The sequence below is a fragment of the Frondihabitans sp. PAMC 28766 genome (assembly GCF_001577365.1).
Lineage (GTDB): Bacteria > Actinomycetota > Actinomycetes > Actinomycetales > Microbacteriaceae > Frondihabitans.
The window spans coordinates 2,931,066-2,951,978 of record NZ_CP014513.1; the positions used below are offsets into that span (position 1 = coordinate 2,931,066).

Annotated in this window: 20 protein-coding genes and 2 tRNA genes; 6 read left to right on the plus strand and 16 right to left on the minus strand. The window is 70.3% G+C overall.

The features are described 5' to 3' along the window. The 7 genes from AX769_RS14005 to AX769_RS14035 form a co-directional block, all read right to left on the minus strand. Positions 1-1,512 (minus strand): serine/threonine-protein kinase, encoded by a 1,512-nt coding sequence (locus AX769_RS14005; RefSeq protein ID WP_082763823.1) that lies wholly within the window; start codon positions 1,510-1,512, stop codon positions 1-3. Then, positions 1,502-2,494 carry an FHA domain-containing protein gene (locus AX769_RS14010; protein WP_157887635.1) on the minus strand — a complete coding sequence of 331 codons (993 nt, stop codon included), beginning with the start codon at positions 2,492-2,494 and terminating at the stop codon, positions 1,502-1,504. Before AX769_RS14010 ends, AX769_RS14005 begins: the two co-directional genes overlap by 11 nt. A 234-nt stretch (positions 2,495-2,728) precedes the next feature. Continuing rightward, positions 2,729-4,117: an MFS transporter gene (locus tag AX769_RS14015; protein ID WP_066280482.1), complete on the minus strand. Its 1,389-nt coding sequence runs from the start codon at positions 4,115-4,117 to the stop codon at positions 2,729-2,731. Between the two features lie 253 nt (positions 4,118-4,370). Continuing rightward, positions 4,371-4,550: a hypothetical protein gene (locus AX769_RS14020; RefSeq protein WP_066280484.1), complete on the minus strand. Its 180-nt coding sequence runs from the start codon at positions 4,548-4,550 to the stop codon at positions 4,371-4,373. A gap of 139 nt (positions 4,551-4,689) precedes the next feature. Next, positions 4,690-4,763, minus strand: a tRNA-Ile gene (locus AX769_RS14025). Beyond that, positions 4,754-6,007 carry a glycosyltransferase gene (locus AX769_RS14030; protein ID WP_066280486.1) on the minus strand — a complete coding sequence of 418 codons (1,254 nt, stop codon included), beginning with the start codon at positions 6,005-6,007 and terminating at the stop codon, positions 4,754-4,756. Before AX769_RS14030 ends, AX769_RS14025 begins: the two co-directional genes overlap by 10 nt. A 53-nt stretch (positions 6,008-6,060) precedes the next feature. Further along, complete coding sequence (locus AX769_RS14035) at positions 6,061-6,975, minus strand: DMT family transporter (protein WP_066280493.1); 915 nt, start codon at positions 6,973-6,975, stop codon at positions 6,061-6,063. Between the two features lie 43 nt (positions 6,976-7,018). On the opposite strand from AX769_RS14035, the gene def reads away from it, so the two are divergent. The 5 genes from def (at position 7,019) to AX769_RS14060 (ending at position 10,389) form a co-directional block, all read left to right on the plus strand. Further along, positions 7,019-7,585, plus strand: coding sequence for a peptide deformylase (gene def / locus AX769_RS14040; RefSeq protein ID WP_066280495.1), 567 nt, complete (start codon positions 7,019-7,021; stop codon positions 7,583-7,585). 75 nt (positions 7,586-7,660) lie between these two features. Further along, positions 7,661-7,733: transfer RNA gene (locus AX769_RS14045), tRNA-Asn, on the plus strand. A 229-nt stretch (positions 7,734-7,962) separates the two neighbouring features. Next, entirely contained in the window at positions 7,963-9,156 is a 1,194-nt protein-coding gene (locus tag AX769_RS14050) for a sensor histidine kinase (protein WP_066280497.1), read from the plus strand. Continuing rightward, complete coding sequence (locus tag AX769_RS14055; RefSeq protein WP_066280500.1) at positions 9,153-9,815, plus strand: response regulator transcription factor; 663 nt, start codon at positions 9,153-9,155, stop codon at positions 9,813-9,815. The genes AX769_RS14050 and AX769_RS14055 overlap by 4 nt, the downstream gene beginning before the upstream one ends. Positions 9,816-9,987: 172 nt before the next feature. Next, positions 9,988-10,389: an SHOCT domain-containing protein gene (locus tag AX769_RS14060; protein WP_239451795.1), complete on the plus strand. Its 402-nt coding sequence runs from the start codon at positions 9,988-9,990 to the stop codon at positions 10,387-10,389. Here the strand turns inward: AX769_RS14060 and AX769_RS14065 are convergent. The 5 genes from AX769_RS14065 to dusB all read right to left on the minus strand — a co-directional run bounded on the left by AX769_RS14065 (position 10,386) and on the right by dusB (position 16,829). After that, positions 10,386-11,408 carry a D-isomer specific 2-hydroxyacid dehydrogenase family protein gene (locus AX769_RS14065; RefSeq protein ID WP_157887636.1) on the minus strand — a complete coding sequence of 341 codons (1,023 nt, stop codon included), beginning with the start codon at positions 11,406-11,408 and terminating at the stop codon, positions 10,386-10,388. The two genes, AX769_RS14060 and AX769_RS14065, sit on opposite strands and share 4 nt — an antisense overlap. A gap of 10 nt (positions 11,409-11,418) precedes the next feature. Continuing rightward, positions 11,419-12,336 carry an ATP-binding cassette domain-containing protein gene (locus AX769_RS14070; RefSeq protein WP_066280505.1) on the minus strand — a complete coding sequence of 306 codons (918 nt, stop codon included), beginning with the start codon at positions 12,334-12,336 and terminating at the stop codon, positions 11,419-11,421. A gap of 18 nt (positions 12,337-12,354) precedes the next feature. Next, positions 12,355-14,262, minus strand: coding sequence for a DNA primase (dnaG, locus tag AX769_RS14075; protein ID WP_066283719.1), 1,908 nt, complete (start codon positions 14,260-14,262; stop codon positions 12,355-12,357). Between the two features lie 31 nt (positions 14,263-14,293). Next, on the minus strand, positions 14,294-15,574 hold the full coding sequence (locus AX769_RS14080) for a deoxyguanosinetriphosphate triphosphohydrolase (RefSeq protein WP_066283723.1): 1,281 nt from the start codon (positions 15,572-15,574) through the stop codon (positions 14,294-14,296). An 88-nt stretch (positions 15,575-15,662) separates the two neighbouring features. Then, complete coding sequence (gene dusB / locus AX769_RS14085) at positions 15,663-16,829, minus strand: tRNA dihydrouridine synthase DusB (RefSeq protein WP_066280507.1); 1,167 nt, start codon at positions 16,827-16,829, stop codon at positions 15,663-15,665. A 124-nt stretch (positions 16,830-16,953) separates the two neighbouring features. On the opposite strand from dusB, the gene AX769_RS14090 reads away from it, so the two are divergent. Beyond that, a complete protein-coding gene (locus AX769_RS14090) occupies positions 16,954-17,439 on the plus strand; it encodes an aminoacyl-tRNA deacylase (protein ID WP_082763824.1) in 486 nt (161 codons plus the stop codon). Positions 17,440-17,454: 15 nt separating this feature from the next. Here AX769_RS14090 and AX769_RS14095 read toward each other — a convergent pair whose 3' ends face one another. The 4 genes from AX769_RS14095 to AX769_RS14110 all read right to left on the minus strand — a co-directional run bounded on the left by AX769_RS14095 (position 17,455) and on the right by AX769_RS14110 (position 20,895). Then, complete coding sequence (locus tag AX769_RS14095; protein ID WP_066280509.1) at positions 17,455-17,667, minus strand: hypothetical protein; 213 nt, start codon at positions 17,665-17,667, stop codon at positions 17,455-17,457. Further along, positions 17,664-18,371 carry a DsbA family protein gene (locus tag AX769_RS14100; protein WP_066280512.1) on the minus strand — a complete coding sequence of 236 codons (708 nt, stop codon included), beginning with the start codon at positions 18,369-18,371 and terminating at the stop codon, positions 17,664-17,666. Before AX769_RS14100 ends, AX769_RS14095 begins: the two co-directional genes overlap by 4 nt. A gap of 66 nt (positions 18,372-18,437) precedes the next feature. Beyond that, on the minus strand, positions 18,438-19,346 hold the full coding sequence (locus AX769_RS14105; RefSeq protein WP_157887637.1) for a hypothetical protein: 909 nt from the start codon (positions 19,344-19,346) through the stop codon (positions 18,438-18,440). A 163-nt stretch (positions 19,347-19,509) separates the two neighbouring features. Beyond that, entirely contained in the window at positions 19,510-20,895 is a 1,386-nt protein-coding gene (locus AX769_RS14110) for a glycine--tRNA ligase (protein ID WP_066280523.1), read from the minus strand. Positions 20,896-20,913 lie beyond the last annotated feature (18 nt).

The following is a 20,913-nucleotide window of genomic DNA, read 5'->3' on the forward strand; positions in this document are numbered from 1 at the left end:
TCACCCGCCCGCGCAGGTCGAGCTGCTCGGGGCGCCGTCGGTGCCGTCGCGGACGACCGTCACGGTGACGCAGGCCTGGCCCTGGAGGTCGCCCTTCGACAGGGTGAACGTGGTGCCCCGCTGCGTGGTGCTCTGGCCGCCGTCGACGCGCACGAGGTAGGTGTCGCCGGAGGTGAGGCCCGGGTCGCTCCACGAGAACTGCACGGTGTCGGACGTCGTGTTGGCACTGACCGTGCCGACCGTCGGGATGGCCCCGCCTCCGCGCCCGGCCACCGTCACGACAAGGACGATCGCGGCGATGAGCACGACGACGGCAGCCCCGATGACGGCTCGGCGCCGTGTCAGGGCCGGGCGGGAGGCCGACCGGGCTCCGGGTGCGGTGCGGATCTCGGTGGCGTCGGCTCGGCCCAGGGCGGCTCGGCTCAGCGCGTCGTCGACCGAGCCGGCGGCGCTGTGCCGTGTGCCGCGTGTCGTGTCGCCCGAGCGACGCGTGCGAGGCCGCCGCGTGGTAGTCGCCGTGCCTGTGGTGCTGCCGGCTCGGGATGCCCCGCTCGAGCGGTCCGCACCCCGACCCGCGTCGCTGTCGCCGGGGTCGTCGCCCGTCGGCACGGTGTCGAGGTGGGCCGCGTCGATCACGCTGCCGGCCGGGATGAACAGCGTCGACGGCCGCATGCCGAGCTCGGCTTCGACTGCCTGCAGCGACCTCAGCACGTCGAGTATCGAGGCCGGCCGCTGCGCGGGGTCTTTGGCGAGGCACGCCGCGAGGGCCTGCTCGAGCGAGGCGGGCACGTCTGCGCGGCCGATGGGGGCCACCCGGGCGCGGCCGACGATCCGCTCTTGCACGGCGTCGCGCGAGTTGTCGCGGCCGTCGGCTTCGAACGGCGATCGGCCGGCGAGCAGGCCGTAGACGGTGGCGCCGAACGCCCAGATCTCGGTGCGCACAGTGCCCTGCGTCGTGCCGCGGATCACCTCGGGCGCCGACCACGGGATCGAGAGGCCGAGCGCCTCCTGCCCCTCCGAGCGCACGAGCGTGGCGGCGATGCCGAAGTCGGCGAGCACCGGGCGGCCGTAGGTGGTGCGCAGGATGTTGGCGGGCTTCACATCGCGGTGCAGCACGCCGTCGCGATGCGCCGTCTCGAGAACGCTGCCGATCGCGATGGCGACCTGCAGCACCTCCGACACCGGCAGCTGCTCGTCGCGGAAGCGCCGACCGTACGAGTCGGGGCAGTATTCCATGACGATGTAGGGTCGGCCGTCGCTCGCGATCGCGGCCTCGTAGACCGTGAGGACGTCGGGGTGGTCGGCGAGCTGCGCCATGAGGGTCGTCTCGGAGACGAACATTGCGCGCGCATCGCTGTCGGCGACCCCGGGCAGCAGCACTTTGATGGCGACGCGTCGACGGGGCATGCTCTGCTCGTAGAGGAAGACGTCGGCGAAGCCGCCCGACCCGAGCGGGCGCACGGCCGTGTAGCCGGGAAGAACGGGCGGAGCCTCGGGCAGCCTACTGGGCACGCTGGCCCTCCCCGTCGCCGTCTCGGGAGGGGTTGGCTGCGTCCGCGGGTTTCGACGCGTCCAGCGGATCGGTCGGTAGGTCGACCGTGACGTCGTCGGCGAGCACCAGTCTGGTGCCGGCGATGAGCGGCAGGATCTCGCCCGGCTCGAGCCGATAGGGCGCGCCCGTGGGCGGCGCGAGCATCGTGCCGTTCGTCGACCACAGGTCGCGGCCGAGCACGCGACCGTCCGCGCGCGTCAGTTGCAGATGGGTGGCCGAGACGTGCGCCGTGCGCGACGCGACGACGACGAGGGCACCGTCGTCGACGGCGCGTTCGGCCGGCAGCCGAGGCGCTCGGCCGACGAACACGTCGCCGTCGATCTCGACGGTGCGAGGCCCGTTCGTGTCGGTGACGACGACGCGCAGGATGCGAGGCGCTCGGCTCGCCGCCCCGGGGCTGTCGCCGACCGCGGGCGCTCCCTGGAGTTCACCACCGCCGACGATCGTCGCGTCGAAGTCGGCGACGGCCCGGATCGCGGCGGCGGCTTCGTCGGGGGCGAGCCCGACCGGCGTCAGGACGGTCTCGTCGAGGTCGGGCTGCACCTCGGCGACGAGCTCGCGGCTCGGCAGCGGCTCATTCGTGAGGTCGGGCTCGGCGGGGGCCGGCGGCGGCTCGGAGGCCGCAGGCTCGGGCGGCGCGGCGGGGCGCTCGGTGTCGTCGCCCTCGGCACCGACGCGCGGGGCGGCGGAGGGTGCGCGCACGACCGCGATGACTCCGTGGACGACGTGCCCCGTGGCATCCTGCCCCCGGATCTCGACGGGGCCGCCCTCGGTCACGAGCACGAGTCGCACGTCGAGCCCGATCGTGAACTGGACGACGCCGGTGCCGCCGGCGGAGGGCCCTGCATCCGTGAAGCCGATGCTTTCGTATGAAGAACGATCGGGGGAGACGGAAACGCTGGCCGGCGTCTGCCAGGCCACCCGCCATCCCGTCGTCGTCATCACACCCCCGTGCGTTTTGCTCCCCCGAAGCCTACCGAATGCGGCCGCCGAGCATGCTCCCCCGAGCTGGGGCCTGTGGACAACCCGCGCACGCCTGTTGGCTCGACCGGGGTACACCCGCTGTCCTGCGACTTGCCCTCAGAATCTCCCCAGGGCAGGCGCGAGCGGGCAGAAACTGCGGATTTCAAGCCCGTTCTCCGCACTCTGTGCCCGCTCAGCGGCGGGTGACGGCTGCTACGGGCGGGCGACGCGGATCGACCCGGTGGGCGATGTCGTCGTGCGGATCGCGGGCATCGACGACGTGACGACCTGGATCGACGTCGTGATGGTGCGAAGCGACGACGTCGACAGCGTGGCCTGCGCATGCCCGTGCACAGGGAAGCCCCGGCGTGCGATGACGATGACGACGAGGCTCGTCGCGATCACGGCCGCCGCCGAGAACGGCAGCACGCCGAGGCCGGCCGCCCCGTAGACGCGCGCTCCGACGAACGCCCCGCCGGCGATGCCGATGTTCGACGCGCCGTTGATCAGGGCGCCGGCGATGTCGGGGCTCACCCCGCCGGTGCGGATCGCCGCGGCCATGAACAGCGTGCCGGTCGTGCCGTTCGCCGCCATCCAGACACCGGCGACGACGAAGGTGCCGAGCAGCGACCCGTGCACGAGCGGCAGGCACGCGAGGGCGGCGCCCATGACGGCGACCGCCGCAACGAGTGTCTGGCGCGGTGCGCGGTCGACGAACGCCCCGGCGAGCAGAAGACCCACGATGCCGGTGGCGCCGAGCACCAGAAGTGCACCGCCGATGGCATCCTGCCCCAGCCCGGCTTCTTCGAGGTACGGCCCGATGTAGGTGTAGACGACGTAGTGCCCGGCGAAGAGCAGCAGATCGGCGATGCCGACGGACATCAGCCCCGACCGTCGCCAGGCTCGCGGCGAACCGACGTGCGGCTTCGACTCGCCCCGCACCTGTGGCAGCAGAGTGGCAGCGATGACGGCCAGCACGGCGCAGACCACGGCCACCCCGCCGACGGCGACCCGCCAGCCGAGGTGCTCGCCGACAGTCGTCCCGACAGGCACGCCGATCACGAAGCCGAGGGACGAACCCGAGTAGACGAACGCGATGGCGCGCCCGGCCAGGCGCGGCGGCACGATCCTGGTCGCGTAGGCCGAGGCCACCGAGAAGAACAGCGCGTGCGAGATTCCGCCGATCACGCGGCCCGCGCAGACGATGGCGAAGCTCGGTGCGAGAGCCACCATCAGGTTCGAGACGGCGTAGCCCGCCAGAGTCATGACGAGCACGGTGCGGCGGGGGAAGCGCGAGGTGACGACGGTGAGAGGCAGCGCCAGGATCGCGACGGCGAGGGCGTAGACCGTCACCACGATCCCCATGGTCGACTGGCTCACGTGCAGCGACGCGCTCATCTGGCCGAGGAGGCCGACCGGCATCAGTTCGGTGGTGATCGCGAAGAACGTCGAGAGGCAGAGCACGGCGATGCCGATGACTGCCTTGGCCGCGAGGGTGTGGGGCTGAGGCGTCTGCACTTTCGGGGCTCGCGCTTTCGAGCTCGTCGAAGCGCTCGAGGGGTGCGTCGGGTGCGACTGGGTGCGCGGGGCGGTGTCGAGCATGGGGAGACCTCGTCGATGGGCGCACGACGACGATCCTGACGGTGAACGTCACGGAGATCCGTCTCGGGCGTCGGGAGACGCCGAGAAGACGGGAGTTGCGGTCGTCGCGGACTCTGCTGGTGGGATGGGCGGTCACTCGACGACGAGTGCTGTGAATCCAGTCTGAGGCCGACTCGTGCACGGCGCAACCCACCCGACCTGGGGGCCTCCGCAGAATCCCCTGCGTGCCACCCGACCCGCCGGGCGCGCGGGGTCAGGCTCCGACGAGCGCGAGGTGCGGCGTCGCGTCGACGTCGATGACGAGGCCGAGCACTTCAGCCCCCTCGGGCGCCTCCTCTTCGAGCATCCGGATCAGGGCGCGACGAGCGCTGCGTTCGCCGTCGAGCCGTGCGATCTCGCCGGCGGCGGTTCGGAACAGCAGGATTCCACGCATGACGCCTCGCCTCTCAGGACCGGCCGTTCGCCGTCGGATCGGTGAGCGTCCATCGGAGGCGGGGTCTCGGCCGTTGCTACACAGCCAAGCCTAAGCCTCGAGACTGCATCCTGCCCGATGCCGCCCCGTGCTGCTCGAGTAGGGCGGACGGGACTTGAACCCGTGACCGACGGATTATGAGTCCGATGCTCTAACCAGCTGAGCTACCGCCCCGCGCCTTCGTCGGCGCCCGTGCGGGCACCCTCGGCGTCGGCGGCCTGGGCGACCACCGGCTCACCACGATACAGCTTCTCGAAGGTGTCGAGGGTGCGCTTGATGTCGTGCGGCTCGATCATCTTGAGGCTTGCGCGGCGCATGGCGACGTAGTCGTCGTCGCTCTTGGTGAGCACCTCGGTGAGCTTTGCGGCCAGGTCGTCGGAGTCGCCCGGCTTGAAGAGGTAACCGTTCGAGCCCTGGTCGACGAGGTGCGGCAGGGCCATGGCGTCGGCCACGACGATGGGCAGGCCGGACGCCATGGCCTCGAGGCTGGCGATGCTCTGCAGCTCGGCGGTGGACGGCATGGCGAAGACGGTGCTGCCCGTCAGGGTGAGCCGCAGTTCGTCGTCCGAGAGGTAGCCCGCGAAGGTGACCCGGTCCGCGATCCCGAGGTCGACCGTCGTCTGCTTCAGCCGGCCGAGCAGGTCGCCGCCGCCGACGATGGTCAGGGTGGCGTTCAGGTCGGGCGCCAGCTTGGTCATCGCCCCCAGCAGCACGTCGATGTTCTTCTCGGCGGTGACGCGCCCGACGAACACGATGCGGTTCGTCTTCGGGCGGTCGCGGCGGGCCGTGTAGTCGTCGGCGGCGATGCCGCACGAGATGGCGTAGACCCCGCGGATGCCGGTGGCCGCCTCGAGGTAGTCGGCCGCCTTGCGCGTCGGCGTCGTGATGTCCTGCACGAGCTTGTAGGTGTTGGCGGCGTCCTGCCAGGCGAGCTTCGCGATCCAGTTCAGCAGCTTGCGGGGCATGGGCGGCGCATGTTCGATCAGGTTGTCGGGCATGAAGTGATTGGTGGCGATGACCCGGATGCCGCGGGCACGGGCGACCTTCGTCAGGCCGCGGCCGATGACGATGTGCGCCTGGATGTGCACGACGTCGGGCTGGAAGGCGTCGACGATCGGGCGGGTGTTGTGCTGCACCGCCCACGGCGTCGCGAAGCGGAGCCAGTCGTGCAGGGGCCAGCGTGTCGAGTTGAGGCGGTGCACGGTCAGCGTGGCGCCCGCGTGCTCCTCCTCGAAGGTGCCGTGGCGGCGCGTGGCGGCGGGGGCGATGATGTGCACGTCGTGGCCGCGGCCCGCGAGGCCGACGGCGAGACGCTCGGTGAAGTTCGCCGCCCCGTTGACGTCGGGAGGGAACGTGTCGCCCGCGATCAGGATCCGGAGCGGTCGACGGGAGGTGGCGTCAGGATGGTCGTCTGTCACAGCTGATTGAGTCCTTACCGGGGCGTCGAGCGTTCTGGCAGGCCCAGGCTAGCTCAGGCTCGTGTCTGCGGATGGTATTTCGCCAACTGGAACACGCCGAACACGGCCAGCGCCCCCGCGATGACGAAGAAGATCGACGCCCACCACGGAGCGTGCGACGCCTCGCCCAGGACGATCACGCCGATGCCCACGGCGACCATGGGGTCGATGACGGTGAGCCCCGCGATGACGAGATCGGGCGGCCCCGACGAGTACGCGTTGGTGACGAAGTAGCCGCCCAGCAGGCCCACGACGCAGAGGGCGAGGAAGCAGATCACCGTCAGCACGTCGATGTGGTGCCCTTCGACGCGGTTGATGATGATCTTCGCCATCGTGGCGACGAAGCCGTACATGAACCCGGCCCCGATGATGTAGAAGAGCGCCCGGATTCGCCGGCGGAAGAGCGAGAACGCGACGAGGAAGATCGCGAAGATCACCGCCAGGATCACGAGGACGACGACGATTTGTCCCGTCGTGATCCGGTGCTCCACGGCGGTGAGCGCAGCGACGCCCACGAACAGGGCCACGCCGCCGACGCAGAACAGGATCGAGCGCTTGGCCGGCCGGGAGAGCTTCTGATGGCTGGTGCGCGAATTCAGGATCGCCGTGACCACGAGGGCGACCGCCCCGAGAGGCTGCACGACGATGAGGGGTGCGAAGCTGAGGCTGGTCAGCTGGAAGACGATCGCGAGGGCGCAGAGAGCCGTGCCGATCACCCACGACGGCCGGCCGATCAGCCTCGTCAGCTGCTTGATGCTGAAGCCGGACGAGGCCCGGCCGAACTTCCGCTCGATCTTCGCCACGCCTCGATGCTGCAGCTGCGCGCCGATCGACAGGAACATGGCGCCGACGAGCGCTATCGGGATCCCCAGGGCCTGATACGGGGTCAGGGAGACCTGGTCGGCCAGGTCGCTGAGGTTCGAAGACACTCCCTCACGCTACCGCGCTTCGGTGCGCCGATAGGCTTGCCCAATGGCAGTCCGACCCATCACCATCACCGGGGAGCCCGTGCTCCACGAGCCCGCGCACGACGTCACCGATTTCGACGAGACGCTGCGCACCCTCGTCGCCGACATGCTCGAGACGATGGACGCCGCTCCCGGTGTCGGCCTCGCCGGCCCGCAGGTGGGCCTGCCGCTGCGCCTGTTCGTCTACTCGTACGTCGACGACGACGGGGTCTCGTGGCGCGGCGAGGCGATCAACCCGCAGCTCTGGCAGACTCCGCTCTCGATCGAGCCCCTCGACGACGAAGAGGAGTCGGAGGGCTGCCTCTCCATCCCCGGCGAGAGGTTCCCGCTGCGGCGTGCCGAGGGCGTGATCCTGCGAGCCGTCGACGTCAACCAGGAGCAGTTCGAGATCGAGGCCCGCGGCTGGCTCGCCCGCATCTTCCAGCACGAGTACGACCACCTCGACGGCATCCTCTACGCCGATCGCCTCGAGCACCCGTTCTCGAAGGCGGCCACCAAGGCCATTCGGAAGAACAGCTGGGGCGCTCCCGGCCAGTCGTGGGTGCCGGGGGTCGACCACCCCGAGGGGTGAGGCGCGTGGGGCGGGTGGTACTTCACACGCCCGAACCTTTGCTACAGTTGTGTGCGCCGCTTCGAGCGGCACCCTTCCTCGATAGCTCAATTGGCAGAGCAGCCGGCTGTTAACCGGCAGGTTCTTGGTTCGAGTCCAAGTCGGGGAGCTTGGCCCTCACGGCTCCACCCGTGGGGGCCATACTTTCTCCCGCTCGGTCCAGTGCTTGTCTGGGCTGCTCCGCGGCCGGGGCTTGTCTGGGCTGCTCCGCGGTCGGGGCTTGTCTCGGCTGCTCCGCGGTCGGGCCCAGCGGCTCCACCCGCTGGGCCTTCTTTGCGCCCGAAGCGTTACTCCCGCGGGAGTACGGCCCGGATGGGCCCGCGGGCTACCCTGAGCAGATGTGGCAGAACGACGATCTCCCGTTCGGCCGTCGCCGCCCCCGCGGCAGCATCTGGTTGCCCACCATCGTCTCGCTCGTGCTGCAGGTGCCGGTGGCCGCCGTCACCTTTCACGTCGCCCTCGGTGCCTCCGCACTGCCCGCGATTGCGGTGCTGCTCGGAATCGGCTCGTCGTTCGCGCTGCTCGCACGCCGCCGGTACCCCGGCCCGACTGTCGTGGCGGCGGGTCTGCTTTCGGCGTCGGCCATCGCATTCGGGGCCGGGCCTCCCCTTGCAGCCGTTCCGTTGGCGATCGCGGTGGTGAGTGGCATCCTGCACGCGGCTCGCATCTGGGTCTGGTCGACGCTCGCCGGCGTGGCGCTGGTGGTGCCGACCGTCGCCTACGCCGCCACGCAGACGCAGCTCGCGAGCATCCGCCCACTGGCCGTCGCCCTGGTGCTGTGCTTCTTCGTCGGGTTCGGCGAGGTCTTCCGCAACCGGCGCGAGCGCTTTCGCGAGGTCTCTCGCAGCATCGCCGCCAGGCGGCGCTCCGAGGCCGAGGCCGAGCGGCTACGCATCGCGCGCGAGCTGCACGATGTGCTCGCGCATTCGCTGTCGCAGATCAGCGTGCAGGCGGGAGTCGGGCTGCATCTCTTCGACGCGCAGCCCGAGCAGGCTCGTCACAGCCTCGAGGCGATCCGGCTCACGAGCGGCCAAGCCCTCGAAGAGGTGCGCGGCGTCCTCGGCTTCCTCCGCCAGGAAGGCGCCGTGCCCGGCGACGAGGCGGCCCGCTCCCCCGCCCCCGACCTCTCGCGGCTGCCGGATCTCGTCGGCACGTACACGGCATCCGGCCTCGACGTGACGCTCGATACCCGCATCGACGTCGACCCGTCGCGCCCCGTCCAGCTCGCGGTCTACCGCATCGTGCAGGAGGCCCTCACCAACGTCAGACGGCACGCGACGGCCTCCACCGCCACGGTCAGCATCACGGTCGACGGCGCGGGCTGCCGGCTGGTGATCGTCGACGACGGGCGGGCGCAGGACGCCACGGTGCAGCCCGGGCGCGGCATCACGGGCATGCGCGAGCGTGCCGAGCTGCTCGGCGGCACGCTCGCCACGTCGCTTCGGGCAGGCGGCGGCTTCGTCGTCGAGGCCGAGCTTCCGTCGCATCCTGCGCCCCGCCGCGCCCCGTCGGGTGACGAGGTGCGGCGATGATCCGGGTGGTCGTCGCCGACGACCAACAGCTGATCCGCGCCGGCTTCCACGCCCTGCTCGACTCGGAGCCCGACATCGAGGTGGTCGGCGAGGCCTCGACCGGCGCCGAGGCCGTGCGGGTGGCGCGGGTCGAGCGACCCGACGTGATCCTGATGGACATCCGCATGCCCGACGGCGACGGGCTCTGGGCCACCGGAGAGATCGTCGGCGACCCGGCTCTGGCCGGCACGCACGTGGTGATCGTGACGACGTTCGAGCTCGACGACTACGTCGCGCAGGCAATCCGGGCCGGAGCCAGCGGATTCCTCGTCAAGGACACCGAGCCGGTCGAGCTGATCCGCTCGGTTCGCGTCGCCGCGGGCGGGGAGGCGCTGCTCTCCCCCGGTGTCACGAAGCGGCTGCTCGTGCGAGTCGCGAGCGGGCTGAAGGCGCCCGCCGACCTCAGCGTGCTCGACCCGCTCACCGAGCGCGAGCGCGACGTGCTGACGCTGGTCGGCGCCGGCCTCACGAACACCGAGATCGGCGAGCGGCTCTTCTTGAGCCCGCTGACGGCGAAGACGCACGTCTCGCGCATCATGTCGAAGCTCGGGGCCCGAGACCGCGTGCACCTCGTCGTCGTCGCCTACGAGACGGGGCTCGTGCAGCCGGGGTGGTACTGACTGAAGTCCACCGGCGCTCATTCCACTGGCACCGGGGCACTGCTCGCAGCGCCGCGCCTGCTCCCCCGGGAGTACGCAGGTCGCTCTCGGCAGCGGATTCGCTCGCGGCCCGTGACGGCGAGGCTCTAGTCATGGCTCGCAGACAGCGAGCCCCGACCGAATGGACAGCATCATGACCGCCGCACTCGCCTCACTGCCTCTCGTGCAGCACGCTATCGGGCCCTGGGGGGACGGAGGAGGCTACGGGCCGGGCTTCGGGCACGTCGGTTTTCCGTGGCCGCTGGTCTTCATCCCCGTGTTCTGGCTGGCGGTGATCGTCGTCGTCGGGCTCGTGTTCGGGCGGAGGTTCAGGCGCGCTGCCGCGTCTCGGGCGCAGTTCGGGCCGCACGGCTTCGGCCCCGGGGCCGGCTTCGGCCCCTGGGGCCACGGCGGATGGGGTGCTGCCGTTGGGACCGGATCGGCCGAGCAGGTGCTCTCCGACCGCTTCGCGCGAGGCGACATCGACGAGGTCGAGTATCGCGCCCGGCTCGAAGTGCTGCGCGCCTCGCAGCAGGGCCCCGGCCCCGTCGCCTAGTAGCCCTGGGCGGGGTCGACCACCCCGATGAAGTCGCCGTCGCCGCCGAGCGCCCGCACGTTGTGGCGGATGCGCTCGGCGAGCAGCGGCGCCACCATGTCGGGCGTGTCGGCCTGGTGCGGCGTGATCAGCGCGCGGGCGTTCGTCCACAGCGGGTGGCCGTCGGGCAGCGGTTCGGGGTCGGTCACATCGAGGCCGGCGCCCCAGATCTTCTCGGCGTCGAGCGCCGCGACCAGGGCGTCGGTGTCGACGAGGCCGCCGCGGGCGATGTTGACCAGCACGGCCGTCTCTTTCATCGCGTCGAACTCGGCCTCGCCGAACAGCTTCGACGTGTCCGCGGTCATGGCCGCAGCGACGATCACGACGTCGGCGTCGGGCAGCACGTCGCCGAGTGAGGCGGTCGCCACGGTCTTCGCCGCACCGGGCACCGGGGTGGTGCTGCGCCGCACGATCGTGATCGACGGGGCGAACGGCTCGAGCAGGCGCATGATCTCGAGCGCGATACCGCCGGCGCCGATGATCACGACGTTCAGCCCGTAGAGCGAGATGCCCTTCGGCACGCTCGACCAGCCCTCGGCTCGCACGCGCTCGGGGAAGACGCGCAAGAGCGCGAGCGTCAGTGCCACGGCGTGCTCGGCGACGGGCTCGGAGTACGCGCCCTTGGCACTCGTCCACAGGGGCTTCGGCCGGTCGGCGTACTTCTTCATGACCGAGGCGAACATGTCCACGCCGGCCATCGGCAGCTGCACCCACTCGATGTTCGGGTGGTCGGTGAGCACGTGGTCGAGCTCGTCGATGGCCTTGTGGCTGAGCCACATGAGCCCGCGGGTCGAGTCGTCGACGGGGCCGAGCATGCCCCCAGCATCCTGGATCGCCTTCTCGATGTGGTCGGCCGACTCGGGGCCGATCGCGATCGGGCCCGGGGTGGGGCGGTGCGCAGGATCGAGGGCGGCCGACTCGGTGAGGACGGCGCGGTGGCCCCGCGGCGAGTCGCTCGGTGCGGTGGGGGTGTTCGACACGGTGGTGCTCCTAGGGCTTGTGCTTTTTCGGGGTGCGGTCGGAGTCGGGCACGATGTCGAGCGGCGACGCCTGCGACAGGGCCTTCACGTACGGGTCGACGGCATCGTCGAGGACGTCGTCGATGTCGCCGTAGCCGACGACACGCCCTTCGCGCAGCACTGCCATGCGGTCGGCGACGGCGCGGGCCTCGGTCACCGACGAGGTCACGACGACCGCCGAGAACTGCCGGTTGCCGTGCAGGGTGCGCAGCAGCTCGAGAACCGATCGCCGCACGAGCACGTCGACCCCCCGGGCCGGCTCGTCGGCGATGAGCAGCTGCGGCTCGAGCACGAGGCTGCGTGCCAGAGCGATGCGCTGGCGCTGGCCGGCGCTGAGCTCCCACGTCTGCTTGAGCATCGTGCTGAGCGGCAGGTGCACCGAGTCGACGAGGTTGGCGACGAGGCGACCGGCCTCTTTGCGATCGAAGCGTCGGTCGCGCTCGTAGAGCGGCTCGGCGACGGCCTCGCCGACGGTGAGGTCGGGGTTGAGCACGTCGCCGTCGTTCTGCGACAGGTAGCCGACGGCCCCGGTGAGTCGGTCGCGGCGGCGCTTGGACATGGTCTTGATGCGCTGGCCGAGCACGGTCAGCTCGCCGCCGGCGACGAGGGGGCGGCCTTCGGGCGGTCGCGAGCCGTAGGCGAGGCCGGCGAGGCCTAACGCGAGCGTCGACTTGCCCGAGCCGCTCTCGCCGAGGACCGCGAGGATCTCGCCGGGCTCGAGAGTGAACGTCACACCGTCGACCGCGCGCACCTCGGGTCGGCCGCCTCGCGCCGGGTACACCAGCGAGAGGTCGTCGGCGGTGATCACCGGGGCGTCGGGTTGGTCGGTGGGGGCGGTCACGCGGTGGAGCTCTCTCTCGTCGAGTCGCCCATTCGTCGGGCCGACCATTTCAAGCCTAGGCCGCGCCTACTCATTGCGGAGGAGCCGACGCGCCGACTCCACCTGCACCAGCTTCAGCTCCAGCTCGCGCCGCGCCTCGGGGTCGTCCTTGGCGTCGGTGCGGTGCATGCGGCCGAGCAGCTCGGCCTTCTGGTGCAGCAAATCGCGCTCGACCAGCGACGAGAGCACCCCGGTGCAGTAGAGCACCATGTCGCTGCCCTCGCGCTCGGGCAGCGGCCCGACGGCCAGCTCTTTCACCAGCGGCGCGAACGGGGCAGGGGTCTGCTCGAGCACGGCGCTGACGAAATCCTGCACGTCGAGGGAGTCGAGCGTGGCGGCGATCGCGTCGCGCACCGTCGAAAGCGAGCCGTCCGACATCTGCGCGAACGCCGCCTGCACCGTCAGCTCGCGGGGCGCGCTCTGCGGGTGCTGCAGGATCGCCATCAGAGCGTCTCGTTCGAGTCTCGTCGAGGGGTCGTCGGGCAGGCGCAGGATGCTCGCCCGCTCGTCGACCACCACCACCTCGGGCAGGCTGGTGATCGACTGACGGTTCGGGCCGCTCGACGGCGCGAGCCGCTCGACCGCCTTCGGGGCGTGCGCAGCCGCACGCCGCGCGGAGTCGACCGCGGTCTGGACCTCGGGCGGGTCGAGCCCCAGCCAGCCGGCGAGCGACCGCACGTAGCCCTGTGTCATCGACACGTCGCGGATGCCGGCGACGACAGGAGCCGACGCGCGAAGCGCGGCCACGCGGCCCTCGACGGTCTCGAGGTCGTGCCCGGCGAGCACCCGCTTGATCATGAACTCGAACATCGGCCGCTTGCCCTCGACGAGACGCCGCACGGCGTCGTCGCCGCGGTTCAGTCGGAGGTCGCACGGGTCGAGGCCGTCGGGCGCGACCGCGACGAAGGTCTGCGCGGCGAACCGCTGCTCTTCGGCGAACGCTCGGCTCGCTGCTCGCTGGCCGGCCTCGTCGGGGTCGAAGGTGAAGACGACCTCGCCGGCCGCGCTCACGTCGGAGCCGCGGCTGTCGCCGAGCATCGGCCGTAGCACTTTGATGTGGTCGACGCCGAAGCTCGTTCCGCAGGTGGCGACGGCTGTCGTGACCCCCGCGAGGTGACAGGCCATCACGTCGGTGTAGCCCTCGACGATCACGACGCGCTTGTCTTTGGAGATGGCTCGCCGGGCGAGGTCGAGCCCGTAGAGCACCTGCGACTTGTGATAGATCGGCGTCTCGGGCGTGTTGAGGTATTTCGGCCCGTTGTCGTCTTCGAGCAGCTTGCGAGCACCGAAGCCGATCGTCGCACCGGTGACGTCGCGAATGGGCCAGATCAGCCGCCCGCGGAATCGGTCGTACGCGTTGCGGTCGCCGTGGCTGAGGAGGCCGGCGGTGACGAGTTCCTCCTCGGTGAAGCCGCGGCCCTTCAGATGAGACCGGAGGGCGTCGAACGACTTCGGCGCGAAGCCGACGCCGAAGTGCGCCGCCGCAGCGGGGTCGAATCCGCGTTCGCCCAGGAAGCGACGACCGGGGTCGGCGTCGGCCGCCGTGAGGTGCTCGACGAAGAACTCGCGCGCCGCCTCGTTGGCCGCCAGCAACCGTGCGCGGTTGCCGTGGTCGCTGGCCTGCCCGCCGTCTTCGTAGTGCAGCGTGAAGTTGATGCGCGCGGCCATCCGCTCGACGGCCTCTTGGAACGTCGTGTGGTCGGTCTTCTGGATGAAGCTGAAGACGTCGCCGTCTTCGCCGCAGCCGAAGCAGTGGTAGCGGCCGACCTGCGGTCGCACGTGAAAGCTCGGGCTGCGCTCGTCGTGGAAGGGGCACAGGCCCTTCATCGAGCCGATGCCGGCACCCTTGAGCGTGACGTAGTCGCCCACCACATCGGCGATGTTGACCCGCGACCGCACCTCGTCGATGTCGTTTCGCTGGATCAAGCCGGGCATGAGCACACCCTAGGGCCGGCCACCGACACGCTCACGCGTGTACCAGGCGGTCGTGCCAGGCCATCGCGCTCTGGTCGGTGAGCGACGCGACCTGGTCGACGATCACGCGGCGACGGGCGTCGTCGTCGCCGGCTTCGCTCCAGTCGAGGGCGAAGCCAGGATCGAGGCTGGTCGGGCCGCCCTCCCACAGAGCGTCGGCAAGGGCGGTGAGCACCTCGCGCTGCTGGACGTAGATCGGCTGGCGGGTGCCCTGGGTCATCACGAACGCCGCGACGATGCCTTTGAGAGCCGCGATCTCGCCGATGATGTCGGCCGGGATCACGACACTGGCCGAGAAGCGGATGAGGCTCTTCTGCGGGTAGTGCTCGTGAGTGGCCTCGTCGGCCGAGCCGGCGAACCGGCCGATCAGCTGACTGGTCAGGTTTTTCAGGCGGGCCTGGTCGAGGCGGCCGCCGTCGTAGGAGTCGAGCCAGACGTCGAGCGAGCGCAGCCGGTTGAAGGCCTCGACGAGCTCGTCGCGGCTCAGCTCGCCGCCGACCCAGGCGTGCATCGAGTCGATGAGACCCTCGTGGCCGCCGGGCGCATTAAGCGAGGCGACCTGGATGTAGCCGTTGACGACGGCGTCTTCGAAGTCGTGCACCGAGTAGGCGATGTCGTCGCTCAGATCCATCACCTGGGCTTCGATGCAGCGCTGTCGGCGAGGCGCACCGAGGCGCAGCCATTCGAAGGCGGGGGTGTCGTCGTCGTAGAAGCCGAACTTCACCCGGCCCGACGGGTCGGCGACGCCTTGCGCTGTCGGCCAGGGGTACTTGCAGCTGGCGTCGAGGCTGGCGCGGGTGAGGTTCAAACCGTAGCTGCGGAACGGTGGGCCCTCGCTGTCGCCCGGGCCGATCACCTTCGGCTCGATGCGGGTGAGGAGGCGCAGGGTCTGAGCGTTGCCCTCGAAGCCGCCGAAGTCGGCGGCCCAGTCGTTGAGGGCCTTTTCGCCGTTGTGGCCGAACGGCGGGTGGCCGAGGTCGTGCGCGAGGCACGCCGTGTCGACGACGTCGGGGTCGAGCCCGAGGCTCGTCGCCAGCTCGCGCCCGACCTGCGCCACCTCGAGCGAATGCGTCAGCCGGTTGCGGGCGAAGTCGAGGCCGGCCGTCGGGCTGAGCACCTGCGTCTTGGCGGCCAGTCGGCGGAGCGCACTGGAGTGCAGCAGGCGCGCGCGATCGCGCGCGAAGTCGCTGCGGCGGCTCGAGTGCTGCTCGGGCAGCCAGCGCTCGGTGTCGCGCTCGACGTAGCCGAGCGCTTGCGTGGCAGCGGAGATCATGTGCGAGCCGGAGCCGCTGATCGCAGCCGCCGTCGCCGGGCTCGGGCTCGGTGAGCCGGAGGTGTCGTAGGTCGTCATCCGGCGGGCCTCAGCCGCCGCTGTGGTGCAGCTCGGCCGCGGCGAGCTCGCCGCGGAAGGCGTCGTCGAGCTCGCGGCTCTCGAGCCAGCGATCGGGCAGGGCGGGCTTCTTCGGGGTTCCGGCGCGGCCGCGCGGGCCCTCGGCACCTTCGCCCGGGTAGGGCTGGTCGCCGTCGAGCTGGCCCAAAAGGTCGTCGAGGGCGGCGAGGGTCGGCACCGTGGCCATCGCGGCACGCAGGTCGCCGCCGACGGGGTAGCCCTTGAAGTACCACGCGACGTGCTTGCGGATGTCGCGGCACCCGCGATCCTCGTCGCCGAAGAACTCGACGAGCAACTCGGCGTGGCGACGGAACGCCCTGGCGACCTCGCCCAGTGTCGGCTCGGCCTTCGCCTCTTCGCCGCGGAAGGCGGCCGCGAGGTCGCCGAACAGCCACGGGCGCCCGAGGCAGCCGCGACCGACGACGACGCCGTCGCAGCCGGTCTGGTCGACCATGCGGAGGGCATCGGCCGCCGACCAGATGTCGCCGTTGCCGAGCACCGGCGTGCCGGTGATGGTCTCTTTGAGCTTCCTGATGGCCGACCAGTCGGCGTGGCCGGAGTAGAACTCGGACGCCGTGCGGGCGTGCAGCGCGATCGAGGCGACGCCAGCGCCCTCGGCCGCCTTGCCCGCCTCGAGGTAGGTGAGGTGGTCGGAGTCGATGCCCTTGCGCATCTTGACGGTCAGCGGGATGTCGCCGGCGGCCTTGACGGCGCGCTCGACGATCTCGCGGAAGAGACCGAGCTTCCAGGGGAGGGCCGCGCCGCCGCCCTTGCGAGTGACCTTAGGCACCGGACAACCGAAGTTGAGGTCGATGTGGTCGGCGCGGTCTTCGGCCACGAGCATCGTGACGGCCTCGGCCACCGTGTTGGGCTCGACGCCGTACAGCTGGATGCTTCGAGTCGTCTCGCTCTCGTGGTGCGTGATGAGCCGCATCGACTCGGGCGTGCGCTCGACGAGCGCGCGACTGGTGATCATCTCGCTGACGTAGAGGCCTGCGCCGTACTCGCGGCAGAGCCGACGGAACGCGGTGTTCGTGATGCCGGCCATGGGCGCGAGCACGACGGGCGAGTCGACCGTGAGCCGGCCGATCGCCAAGGTGTCTGGGCGCTGGGAGCGCTGAGGAAGGGTGATCGTCATCGGTGTCGATTATCCCATCTCGGTGGGTCGTGGCCAGCCCGTCTCGTGATCCTGTGGACAACTCGGCGACCTGCCTCATCGATGTGGAGGGAATGCGCGAGGGCCCCCCATCGTTGTCGGGCTCGTGACCAGCACCGGAACAGACAGAGTCCTCGCCGACGCCGAGGCCCGAGGGCTCAGGATCGAGATCGCGCACCGCCCCGAGGCCGAGAGCCTCGAGCGGGCGGCCGAGTTGCTGGGCATCGAGCCCTCGACGATCGTCAAGAGCCTGGTCGTCAAGAAGCACGACGGCACCTTCCTCTTCGCCCTCGTGCCCGGAGGGCGCCAGATCTCGTGGTCGAAGCTTCGGGCCGTCGTCGGTGTCAACAAGCTGTCCATGCCGTCGCCCGACATCGCCCTCGAGGCGACGGGGTTCGAGCGCGGCACGATCACGCCGGTCGGCAGCTCGACCGCGTGGCCCGTCTTCGCCGACGAGCGTGTCACGGGCACCAGGATCGCCCTCGGCGCCGGTTCGCACGGCAGCAGCGCTTTCGTCGACGCGGACGCGTTGATCGGGGCCTACCACGCGACCGTCGCGGACATCACCGACGAAACGGTGCCGCGGGGCTGATCTCGCCTACGGGATCTAGAGAGAGGCGCCCTCGTCGAGAGCGGCGGTGACGGCTCGAGCCGACGCAGCCGCAGCCTCGTCGGGCGACGGCTCGATGTCGATCTCGGCGTCGCCGCCGGCGCCGGCGCCGGGCACCACGCATGAGTCGCCCTCGCAGACGACGGCATCGGCCGCGCCCAGCATGGTGAAGACCGGCGCCTGCGGCGTGCCGGTGGGCTCGGTGGTCATCGAACGACCTCGGCGTTCTCGCCTGCTCCGTCGGCCGCTACCGCCTCGGCGGCGACCGTCTGGAGGACCTCGAGGAAGGCCGCGGGATCCTGCGCCCCCGACACCCCGTACTTGCTCTCGAACACGAAGAACGGCACCCCGTTGATGCCGTAGGCCTGTGCCTGCGCCTGGTCGGCGCGCACGTCCGCCAGGAACTCGTCGCTCTCGAGCGACCGCACGACGTCGGCGCGGTCGAACCCGGCCTCCTCGGCGATGTCGGCGAGCACCTCGGTCTGCCCGAGGTGGCGACCCTTCTCGAAGTACGCGCTCAGGAGGCGCTCCTTCATGTCGAGCTGCGCGCCCTTCGACTTGGCGTAGTGGATGAGCTGATGGGCCTTCACCGTGTTGGTGTGGTGCATGGCGTCGAAGTCGTAGTCGAGCCCGACGCTGCCCGCGATGCCGGCGAGGTTGTCGAGCATGGCCTGCGCCCGATCAACGGGGAGGCCCTTGTGGCGGGCGAGGAACTCCGCCTCGTTGCCCTCGAAGTCGACCGGAGTGTCGGGCGAGAGCTCGAACGAGTGGTATTCGACCTCGACGTCGCCCGCGAACTGGCCGGCTGCCATCTCGAACTTGCGCTTGCCGATGAAGCACCACGGGCACGCGATGTCCGACCAGACGTCGACTTTGATGGGGCTCTGGCTGCTGTTGCTCTTGGTGTCGCTCACGATGGAGGCAACCTGGCATCGGCCGCCTGCATTCCCCGTGGGCGCCGCAGCGGCCTCCCGCGCACCTCACCGCTCTGGCGGTTCCAGCGCCCACGGGCCGTGCCTGCCGTGACTGTGCGGTCGGGAGAACCTGGCAGCCGAGGGCAGGCGCGTCGCCATTCGGCGAAACTCCAGCGCCGCCTCGATGGCCGCGAGAACCCGGGGCCATTCGTCGCGGATCAAGGCGTAGGTCAGGCGGAGCGCGTGCTTACCGTCGAGAGTGATGGCGAGGTCCTTGCGGCGGTCCTGCTCGAACGAGCTCTCGTGGAACTCGCGCCCGTCCACCTCGATGGCGACGACGCCGTTCACGACGAGGTCGATCCGGAGTGAACCTGGCAGCGGCCTCTGCGAAGTGATTTCGAGCCGGGCGAGACGAAGTCGCGTTCGCACGACGCTCTCGATGAAGCTCTCGCAGTGTCGGTCGCACCACTCCGTGATCCGCGCCAGATGACGCGGCAGGCGTCCTCGAAGCCACGCGAGGTCACCGTCATCGATGCGCTCCGTGTGGAGGGCCCAGTCGAGGGTCGATACGGCCTCCTCGAACGGCAGCCTGCGAATGGCGTGGACGAGAGCGTCCCGACAGTCGACCACGGCGATCTCGCCTCGCGCATGGACCTCAGGCAGGTCGTAGTGGACGGTGACGGAGGGCGGATGCCGACCGAGGCGTGCAGCATTGCGGCTGACACTGACCTCCAGGGGTGGGTCTCGCCACATCCAGGCACCCTGAAGGCGCAGGGCGAGGGCACCGGTCAGGCGTCCGCCGATCTCCCTGCATCTCGCGCGAGGATCGGATGGCGGCAGGATTGTGTACCAGCCCCGACGCACGCGTCGTATCTCGCCCGATCGCACCCCGGCTGTCAGTTCGCGGTCCGACGCAGCGATCGAGCCGCGATGTGCCAAGCCGCCCAAGTCCGTCAAGGTCTGCACTAGATCCATGCCCATAATGTGACATTTGTGGGCGCCATCTGGGGCGCCTGCCGCGCATCTGTGGAGAAGTTTCACGCGGCCCTGTGAGACCGGGTCGGGAATTCAGGTTGAGCGCCCGATGAGAACTCGGTCTGGCGCCGAAACGGGCGCCAGACCTGAATTCCCGCGGAGGCTAGGCCCCGACGAGCCGCGCCCCGAGGTACGCCTCGAGCTCGTCGAGCGGCACGCGCTCCTGCTCCATCGAGTCGCGCTCGCGCACGGTCACGGCGTTGTCGTCGAGCGAGTCGAAGTCGACTGTGACGCAGAACGGCGTGCCGATCTCGTCCTGGCGGCGGTAGCGCCGGCCGATGGCGCCGGCGTCGTCGAAGTCGATGTTCCAGAGCTTCCGCAGCGACGCGGCAACGCCGCGCGCGAGGGGAGAGAGGTTCTCGTTGCGCGACAGCGGCAGCACGGCGACCTTGATCGGGGCGAGCCTGCGGTCGAGGCGAAGCACGGTGCGCTTGTCGACGCCGCCCTTCGCGTTGGGCGCCTCGTCCTCGTGGTAGGCGTCGACCAGGAAGGCCATCAGGGCGCGGGTGAGGCCGAAAGCCGGCTCGATGACGAAGGGCGTCCAGCGCTCGTTCTTGGTCTGGTCGAAGTACGACAGGTCGACACCGGACGCCTTCGAGTGGGTCGAGAGGTCGAAGTCGGTGCGGTTGGCGACGCCCATGAGCTCGCCCCACTCCGAGCCGGTGAATCGGAACCTGTACTCGAGGTCGACGGTGCGCTTCGAGTAGTGCGAGAGCTTCTCGGTCGGGTGCTCGTAGCGGCGGATGTTCTCGGGGTCGATGCCCAGCGAGAGGTACCACTCCTCGCACGCGGCGATCCAGTAGTCGAACCAGTCTTCGTCGGTGCCGGGCTCGACGAAGAACTCCATCTCCATCTGCTCGAACTCGCGGGTTCTGAAGATGAAGTTGCCGGGCGTGATCTCGTTCCGGAACGACTTGCCGACCTGCGCGATGCCGAACGGCGGCTTCATCCGCGCGGCGTTCATCACGTTGGCGAAGTTGGTGAAGATGCCCTGGGCGGTCTCGGGGCGGAGGTACGCCATGCCCTGCTCGTTGTCCACCGGGCCGAGGAAGGTCTTCAAGAGGCCCGAGAAGTTCTGCGGCTCCGTCCAGGCGCCTGGCTGGCCGGTGTCGGGGTCGTTGATGTCGGCGAGGCCGTTGACGGGCGGGTGGCCGTGCTTGGCCTCGTACGCCTCGAGCAGGTGGTCGGCACGGAAGCGCTTGTGCGTGTGCAGCGATTCGACGAGGGGATCGGAGAACACCTCGACGTGGCCGGAGGCCTCCCACACCTGGCGGGGCAGGATCACCGACGAGTCGAGACCCACGATGTCGTCGCGGCCCTGCACCATGAACTTCCACCACTGCTGCTTGATGTTCTCTTTCAGCGCGGTGCCGAGGGGGCCGTAGTCCCACGCCGAGCGCGACCCTCCGTAGATCTCGCCCGCCTGGAAGACGAAGCCGCGGCGCTTGGCCAGGGCGATGACGGAATCGAGACGGTTCGGTGCTGCCACGTGTGTTGCTCCCAGGAG